Here is a 6,867-nt window from a genome sequence, read left to right as displayed (position 1 = left end):
GTAGCCACGCGACACGGGGTAAGAGCTGAACGCATCTAAGCTCGAAACCCACATGGAAAAGAAGTACCGATGAGGTCACTCGTAGAAGACGAGTTCGATAGACTCGGGATGTACGCACCGAGGCAACGAGGTGTTGAGTCCACGAGCACTAACAGACCGAAGCCACAGTCATACGGCACTGACACCACAGTTCGTATGAGTTCAGGCGGTAACTGGATCGCACATATACACGGTCGGCAGACGAACCACCGACACAGGCGTCTCATCACGCGACAGCGCGTGATGAGTCTCGGTTCGAGTCCGAGAGTCGGCGTGAAGGCGGCCATAGCGGTGGGGCGACACCCGTACCCATTCCGAACACGGAAGTTAAGCCCACCAGCGTACCGGGAAGTACTGGAGTGAGCGATCCTCTGGAAACCGCGGTTCGCCGCCTACCCATTCATCGGGAGACATCTCCCAGACACAGCCCACGGACATCGCGTCCGTGGGCTGTTTGTATTTATAGAGCGAGCGAGAGCGNGCCTACCCATTCATCGGGAGACATCTCCCAGACACAGCCCACGGACATCGCGTCCGTGGGCTGTTTGTATTTATAGAGCGAGCGAGAGCGCAGAGGAGTCAACACACCCACACCGCGACCGCAATCGTTCGATCAAATTTCAATATTGAGAGTGACACCCATAAGTTTATGAATTTTGTAGCTGAAGTCAACGTATCGATGGCCGTTCCGAAAGCACGTGAGCCAACCGTCACGCTACGGGTATCCGGCGACAGCCGACCACGTGTTCGTGAGGGCCCAATCCCGGAACGGGTGATTACTGTGCTATTCAACGAGGGGGTTGAGGGATGGCGCCGCGGGTGGCGTCAGTACGGCGGGATGCCCACTCGCGAAGCGGTCGTCGCTGCGAGCGATCTCACACGCGGTGCCGCGGCGACGACACAGATCGCACCTGACGGACGTCTTGCGTACACTGTGCTTGGAGCCCCGGTTGGGACCGATCGCGTGCTCTCGTCTGTCGGTGATCATCTCTCCGGCACTGACGCGTCCGACGTCCACCTGATCGTCGACGATATCGCCCCGGTGTTGGCCAATCGCGGGGCCGCTGCAGTCGAGGCGTTCATCTGCAGACTTCGAAATCAGTTTCCGGATTCGATCGGAACCGTCACGATCGGCTGCTCGATCGATGCCGAAACGGATCCGGAATTTGCTTCGATCTTTGATCTGGTTGATACTGTCACGGGCAGTGAACCGATAATCGGCGAGAATATCGGAAAACTGAGACGGGATGATCCGACGACTTTCGGCTACGTCCGCCGACATTGGGCGGAAGCCCAGCGAGGAATAGAGGCGTGTAACCGCAACTATCCGCAATCAAAACAGATCCACGCGATGCTGTCGGAGCCAGAGACAACACCGCGGACGCTCGGTGCGACGCTGTCCGGATTGGTGACGCTTGATGTGCTTGAGACGTGGAGTGAGACGGTCGGACCAACCAGGTACGATCTCACTGCGTATCGCGCGAAGCGCTTGTGGGAGGTCGGAATTTATTTTGCCCGATTAGCGAGCAGTCGGGGTCTCGAGCACACCGAAGGAGAGTAACCGCTTCTCCCAGCGGCCGTCACCGCCGAGCTACGGCTCTGCGGCTGGGACCGTGAGATCGTGAGAAACGACAGTCCCGTCCGGTTCCAGCGAAACCGTTCCGAGTGTCACGGTATCTCCGGTTTCGAAACGGCTTGCTATCGTTTCGAGCACCTGCTGCTGGTCGAGTTGCGACCACACCGTTTCCGCGACGAGTGATTGGAACGCTTCTGGATCAGTCCACCCCGAGTCGACCTCCGATGGAACGTGGACGACGACTTGGAGTTCGGTGTCCGTCAGATGAATTCCCACGCCGAAGGTGTCCGCACACATAGTACACCGTTTGCACCGGCCGCTCAAATTCCCGTCGAACGGCCGAATACGGTCTGCAGAGAGAGTGGGTCGAAACCGGTAAACCGTGTCAAATAAATCGTCCACCAGAACCGATGGCGACCGATCCCCGCGTCTCACCAAGGGCGGGGCTCCTCCTGGCGATTGTCGCGGTGAGCGCTGGAGCAATCCTCGTCAGACTGAGCGACGCTCCGAGTTCTGTCGCCGCATTCTATCGGGTTCTGTTCACGACACTACCGTTGATACCGATCGCGGTATGGCGCTACTGGGACCACTTCACGCGCATCACGCGCCGAGATCTGCTGTTTGCGGTGTGTTCTGGTGTCGCTTTGGCGCTCCACTTCGCGGCGTGGTTCGAAAGCTTGTCTTGGACGAGTGTCGCCGCGAGCGTGACGCTTGTTCAGGCGCAACCCGTGTTTGTCGCGCTCGGCGCATGGCTCCTGCTTCGGGAGCGAGTGACCCGCCGGATGGTTGTCGGCATTCTCGTTGCCGTGATCGGAATGATCAGCATGTCGGTCGGGGACTTCGTCGGCGGAGTTCGTATCGGACCACGACCGCTATACGGCAACACGCTCGCGCTGTTCGGTGCGGTGATGGCTGCGGGATACGTTCTCACTGGTCGATCGCTTCGACAACGACTCGCGCTCGTGCCCTACGTAGTGGTCGTGTATAGCGTCTGCACCGTTTCGCTGTTCGCGATCGTGTACGCTGAAGGGCATGCACTCAGCGGGTATCCGCCTCGAGAGTGGGCGATCTTCGTCGGCTTGGCGATCGGTCCGGGGCTGTTCGGGCATACTGTTCTCAATTGGGTACTCGGCCATCTCGAATCGAGCGTCGTCTCGGTATCGTTGCTGGGTGAACCCGTCGGAGCAACGATCCTCGCGCTCGTGTTCTTATCGGAGGTCCCAACGCCTATCACGATCATCGGTGGAGCTGTCGTGCTCATCGGAATCGCGATCACGTCGTCTGCAAGCGGTACGTAACGGAACCGAACAGGGTGTATTGAGGTGGCGGGCGCGGGCCGACTCAGACTACGGCTCGAACCGCGCGATCGTCCGTTTGTGTCGATCCCGAAACATGCCCTCGAATCCGATCTTCGCGAACGGGCCGACCGCATCACCGAGCGGACCAAGAGGGAGGCGGTACCGAACGGTGTCGACGAGAAGCGTCTCGTCGCCGTCCGCGTAGAACGCGTGCGTGTGCTCCCACCTGCGGAACGGCCCACCGATCATGGTGTCGACGAAGTGTGCGCTCGCTTCGACCGGTGCGTCGCCGTCGGGCTCACGTTCGACGATCCGTGAGGTCCAGCGTTGTCGCGGTCCGACACCGAAAGGCTGCAGCGACATTTCGATTTCCGACCCCTCTGCGAGCACGTCGGGGTCGGGGGTCCCGTCTGGTCCAACGACCTCGCCGACTCGAAGGTGCATCCAGTCGGGTGTGAGTTCACGAAGTCCGTCGATCGTGGAGTGAAACGCCCACACCTCGCCGATGGGGGCCGGCACGCGAGTCGTCCGCCGGTACGTCGGCATGCGTCTACTCAGGGGCCGACCGGACAAAAACCCCTCCACGGCTGTCGGTGCCCGCCGCTACCGAAACCGGAATACGGTCGCCGCCCTACCCGATCGATAATGGAACGAGGCGCGGTCGATATCGGCTCGCTGGCCGGTCCGTTCGACCTCCAATCGACGGTCGAGAGCGGGCAGAGCTACCTCTGGAACCGCGCCGACGGTGGAACCTATGACGAGCTCCACGCGCAGGGCGGTGACGACTGGTACGAAACTGTCGTCGACCCGATTCCGAATGTGAGCGACGAACGCGTTCCGCTTCGAGTGAGACAGACCGGGAGCGTCCACGACGGAACGCTACACTGGGAGTCGACGACCGACGCCGTCCCCCTTCTCGAACACCTCTTTCGACTCGACGACGATCTCGACGCCATCCTCGATGCGACCCCGGACCTGCCGCTTCTCGAACGCGCGTACGAACGGTACGAGGGGATGCGACTCACTCGCGATCCCGTGTTTCCGTGTCTGATATCGTTCATCTGTTCGGCGCAGATGCGAGTCGCTCGGATCCACGGCATGCAGCGTCGGCTCCGGGAGACGTACGGTGACGCCGTCGAACTCGACGGCGAGTCGTACCACGCGTTTCCCACGCCCGATCAGCTCGCCGCCCGCACTGAGTCGGAGCTGCGCGACCTCGCTTTGGGCTACCGCGCGCCGTACGTCCAGCGGACCGCCGAGATGGTCGCGTCCGGGGAGGCCCATCCCGCAGAGGCGGCCGACCTCCAGTACGAGGCGGCTCGTGAGTCGCTGACGCGGTTCGTCGGCGTCGGAGACAAGGTCGCCGACTGCGTGCTGCTCTTTTCGCTCGGATTCCTCGAAGCGGTACCACTCGACACGTGGATCCAAACGACGATCGAGGAGTATTATCCCGATTGCGAACGGGGCACCTACGCGGAGACGTCGCGAGCGATTCGCGAGCAGTTCGGTGGCGAGTTCGCCGGCTACGCGCAGACGTACGTCTTTTATTACCTCCGGGCCGGCGGCGAATAGTCGTACGGTCGCAGCCGCTCGGATCGCCGATGCGGCCGAACTTTCATACGAACGCGTGTGGTACCAGTAGCCGTGATGAACTGTCGAGTCGTCGTCGAGGCCGCCGTTCCCGTCTACGACGTGGAGACCGCCGAAGAGGCGGTCCGGATCGCCATTTCGAAGACCGGCGAGATGCTCAACCCCGATCTCAACTACGTCGAAATCGAGACGGGAACCCGGACCGCTCCGAGCGGGGAAGAGCTACCGCCCGCGTTCGTCGCCGCCGACGAGGCGCTCGTTGCGCTCGAACTACAGATGGACGTGTTCAACGTCGATCGAGAAGAACACGCGAGACGGGTCGCCCGCAAGGAGATCGGGAAACGGCTTCGAAATATTCCGCTGTCGGTGCTTGACGTTGAGGAGATCGAGCCCCAGTCCGACGGGACCGACTCCGACGGAACGGCTTGAGGCGACACCTGCAGGGACCGATCTGTCCGCTTCGGGGATTCTGTTTCTGTTGAGAGCGATAGAGCGTAGTCACTCGGACTGTACTGACGGACGACGCTCAGCGGCGAAGGCTTCGGGTTAGTCCGCGGTCGGGGCCAGCGGCTCCGATTCGGACTCTTTCATCGGCTCGGTAATTCCGTCGGTCAGCTTAAAAACAGCGGCCTTGTGGTCAGTTTTCGACTTGTGAATGGATGTCGGTTTGACACCAAGTTCTTCGTAGGCTTCGAGGTCGATGTCCTCGTTCCAAAACTCACACTGTTTTCGTACTTCCGCGAGGAGACCGTGCAGATGGATGAGCTCCTGCTTTTTCATGAGTAACAGTCCGTTGCTACCGGAGGCTTATATTATTATCTTGAGTAACGTTATCATGGGTTATTGCCTGATCCCCGTTCTCCGCCCCTAGACGCGTCTTTTACGTTATCGATCGAGATAGATCTCGGCGACAGTTTTCGAGTCTCGGGCGGGGCCGCGCCGCCGACGATCTCGTGATGTGGCTCCAGATCGCTGCCGTTCCGCCACCTATTGGAACTGTTTGACAGCTTCGAGATCTCGTTCGGTCCGCATGAACTCCGTCAGGCGGCGGGTCGCATGACAGGACGGACAGCTAAAGTTCGAACGGAGGCTCTGTAGCTCCGAAGGGTTATCTTCCCACCCTTTACCGCACTCCGGACAGGCAAGTCTGACGAACGCATCAACCATGGTATCGATGTACACGCCGGTACGTTAAAAACGTGGGTGGCGATTCGCTGTGACGCCCGTGATTAGGCCGCCAGCCCCTCGCTCGCCTCGAGTAGCTCCTTGTACCGGTTCCGGATCGTCACTTCCGAGATGTCGGCGACGGCCGACACCTGGCTCTGGGTCACCTTCTCGTTCGAGAGGAGCGCCGCGGCGTACACTGCCGACGCCGCGAGCCCGACCGGGGACTTCCCGCTCGTGATCCCCGCGTCTTTCGCGCCGTCGAGCAACTCCCGCGCGAGCCGCTGGGTCTCTTCGGAGAGCTCTAGCCGTGACACGAACCGCGGGACGTAGCTCTCGGGGTCTGCGGGCTGAACGCGCAGACCGAGTTCGCGGATGATGTAACGGTACGTCCGGGTGAGCTCCATTTTGTCGACCCGTGACACCGCGGTGAACTCGTCGAGGCTCCGTGGGTTGCCCACCTGCCGGGCGGCGGCGTACAGCGCCGCGGTCGCGACGCCCTCGATGGAGCGGCCGGGGAGGAGGTTCTCACTCAGCGCGCGGCGGTAGATCACGCTGGCGGTCTCGCGGACGTTGTCCGGGAGCCCGAGCGCCGACGCCATGCGGTCGATCTCGCCGAGCGCCTGTTTGAGGTTGCGCTCTTTCGAGTCGCGCGTGCGGAACCGTTCGTTCCACGTGCGCAGCCGCTGCATCTTCTGGCGCTGACGGCTCGACAGGGACTTGCCGTAGGCGTCTTTGTCCTGCCAGCCGATGTTCGTCGAGAGCCCCTTGTCGTGCATCATGTTCGNGACAGGGACTTGCCGTAGGCGTCTTTGTCCTGCCAGCCGATGTTCGTCGAGAGCCCCTTGTCGTGCATCATGTTCGTCGTCGGAGCGCCCACCCGCGACTTGCTGTCGCGCTCTCCGGAATTGAACGCGCGCCACTCCGGCCCGCGGTCGACCGAATCCTGCTCGACGACGAGGCCGCAGTCCTCACAGACGGTCTCGCCGTGCTCCGTGTCCGTCACGAGGCGGCCGCTGCACTCAGGGCACGTCGTCGCGCGCTCGTCAGCCGTCGTTTCCGTCTCGCTCCCGACGGACTCGTCCGTCGATTTGGTTGGTCGCTCCCGCTCCGTTTCCCCGTCGTAGCCGCGTATGTGTGTCTCGGTCATGGGTTCTCTCCGATTCGAACTCCCGACGGAAATACTGGGGCCGGGCTCGC

8 protein-coding genes, 2 rRNA genes and 1 pseudogene are annotated in these 6,867 nt (G+C 61.5%); 6 read left to right on the top strand and 5 right to left on the bottom strand.

Annotated elements, in window-relative coordinates; all coding sequences use genetic code 11:
• The 3 genes from C461_RS15945 to C461_RS06760 all read left to right on the top strand — a co-directional run.
• Positions 1-172, top strand: a 23S ribosomal RNA gene (locus C461_RS15945); the annotation flags it as partial.
• A 142-nt stretch (positions 173-314) separates the two neighbouring features.
• Positions 315-436: ribosomal RNA gene (gene rrf / locus C461_RS06765) — 5S ribosomal RNA — on the top strand.
• 282 nt (positions 437-718) lie between these two features.
• The gene (locus C461_RS06760) at positions 719-1,600 is read left to right on the top strand and encodes a hypothetical protein (RefSeq protein WP_152418360.1); all 882 of its coding nucleotides are present in this window, start codon (positions 719-721) and stop codon (positions 1,598-1,600) included.
• Positions 1,601-1,630: 30 nt separating this feature from the next.
• On the opposite strand, the gene C461_RS06755 is transcribed toward C461_RS06760, so the two are convergent.
• Entirely contained in the window at positions 1,631-1,912 is a 282-nt protein-coding gene (locus C461_RS06755; protein ID WP_007999794.1) for a hypothetical protein, read from the bottom strand.
• A 113-nt stretch (positions 1,913-2,025) separates the two neighbouring features.
• Between C461_RS06755 and C461_RS06750 the strand changes: the two genes are divergently transcribed.
• Positions 2,026-2,913 carry a DMT family transporter gene (locus C461_RS06750; RefSeq protein WP_007999793.1) on the top strand — a complete coding sequence of 296 codons (888 nt, stop codon included), beginning with the start codon at positions 2,026-2,028 and terminating at the stop codon, positions 2,911-2,913.
• A 48-nt stretch (positions 2,914-2,961) separates the two neighbouring features.
• Here C461_RS06750 and C461_RS06745 read toward each other — a convergent pair whose 3' ends face one another.
• Positions 2,962-3,459, bottom strand: a complete 498-nt coding sequence (locus C461_RS06745) for an SRPBCC family protein (protein ID WP_007999792.1) — start codon at positions 3,457-3,459, stop codon at positions 2,962-2,964.
• A gap of 99 nt (positions 3,460-3,558) precedes the next feature.
• On the opposite strand from C461_RS06745, the gene C461_RS06740 reads away from it, so the two are divergent.
• Positions 3,559-4,485 (top strand): DNA-3-methyladenine glycosylase family protein, encoded by a 927-nt coding sequence (locus tag C461_RS06740; protein WP_007999791.1) that lies wholly within the window; start codon positions 3,559-3,561, stop codon positions 4,483-4,485.
• A 75-nt stretch (positions 4,486-4,560) separates the two neighbouring features.
• Positions 4,561-4,932: a DUF555 domain-containing protein gene (locus tag C461_RS06735; protein WP_007999789.1), complete on the top strand. Its 372-nt coding sequence runs from the start codon at positions 4,561-4,563 to the stop codon at positions 4,930-4,932.
• 117 nt (positions 4,933-5,049) lie between these two features.
• Here the strand turns inward: C461_RS06735 and C461_RS06730 are convergent, their stop codons facing one another.
• The 3 genes and pseudogenes from C461_RS06730 to C461_RS06725 form a co-directional block, all read right to left on the bottom strand.
• Positions 5,050-5,283 (bottom strand): UPF0058 family protein, encoded by a 234-nt coding sequence (locus tag C461_RS06730; protein WP_007999788.1) that lies wholly within the window; start codon positions 5,281-5,283, stop codon positions 5,050-5,052.
• 207 nt (positions 5,284-5,490) lie between these two features.
• On the bottom strand, positions 5,491-5,670 hold the full coding sequence (locus tag C461_RS15090; protein ID WP_080506266.1) for a DUF7836 family putative zinc-binding protein: 180 nt from the start codon (positions 5,668-5,670) through the stop codon (positions 5,491-5,493).
• A 62-nt stretch (positions 5,671-5,732) separates the two neighbouring features.
• Positions 5,733-6,817: pseudogene (locus C461_RS06725) on the bottom strand (transcription initiation factor IIB).
• Between the last annotated feature and the right edge of the window lie 50 nt (positions 6,818-6,867).

The organism is Halorubrum aidingense JCM 13560, from assembly GCF_000336995.1.
Lineage (GTDB): Archaea > Halobacteriota > Halobacteria > Halobacteriales > Haloferacaceae > Halorubrum > Halorubrum aidingense.
The sequence above is the reverse complement of the archived record's forward strand: the minus strand, read 5'-3'. Positions and strand labels throughout refer to the sequence as shown.

What these genes read in the sequence shown, in the direction of transcription:
- C461_RS06735 (WP_007999789.1), top strand. Translation starts at nt 4,561, where the DNA reads ATGAACTGTCGAGTCGTCGTCGAGGCCGCCGTTCCCGTCTACGACGTG.
- C461_RS06750 (WP_007999793.1), top strand. Translation starts at nt 2,026, where the DNA reads ATGGCGACCGATCCCCGCGTCTCACCAAGGGCGGGGCTCCTCCTGGCG.
- C461_RS06760 (WP_152418360.1), top strand. Translation starts at nt 719, where the DNA reads ATGGCCGTTCCGAAAGCACGTGAGCCAACCGTCACGCTACGGGTATCC.
- C461_RS06745 (WP_007999792.1), bottom strand. Translation starts at nt 3,459, where the DNA reads ATGCCGACGTACCGGCGGACGACTCGCGTGCCGGCCCCCATCGGCGAG.
- C461_RS15090 (WP_080506266.1), bottom strand. Translation starts at nt 5,670, where the DNA reads ATGGTTGATGCGTTCGTCAGACTTGCCTGTCCGGAGTGCGGTAAAGGG.
- C461_RS06740 (WP_007999791.1), top strand. Translation starts at nt 3,559, where the DNA reads ATGGAACGAGGCGCGGTCGATATCGGCTCGCTGGCCGGTCCGTTCGAC.
- C461_RS06755 (WP_007999794.1), bottom strand. Translation starts at nt 1,912, where the DNA reads ATGTGTGCGGACACCTTCGGCGTGGGAATTCATCTGACGGACACCGAA.
- C461_RS06730 (WP_007999788.1), bottom strand. Translation starts at nt 5,283, where the DNA reads ATGAAAAAGCAGGAGCTCATCCATCTGCACGGTCTCCTCGCGGAAGTA.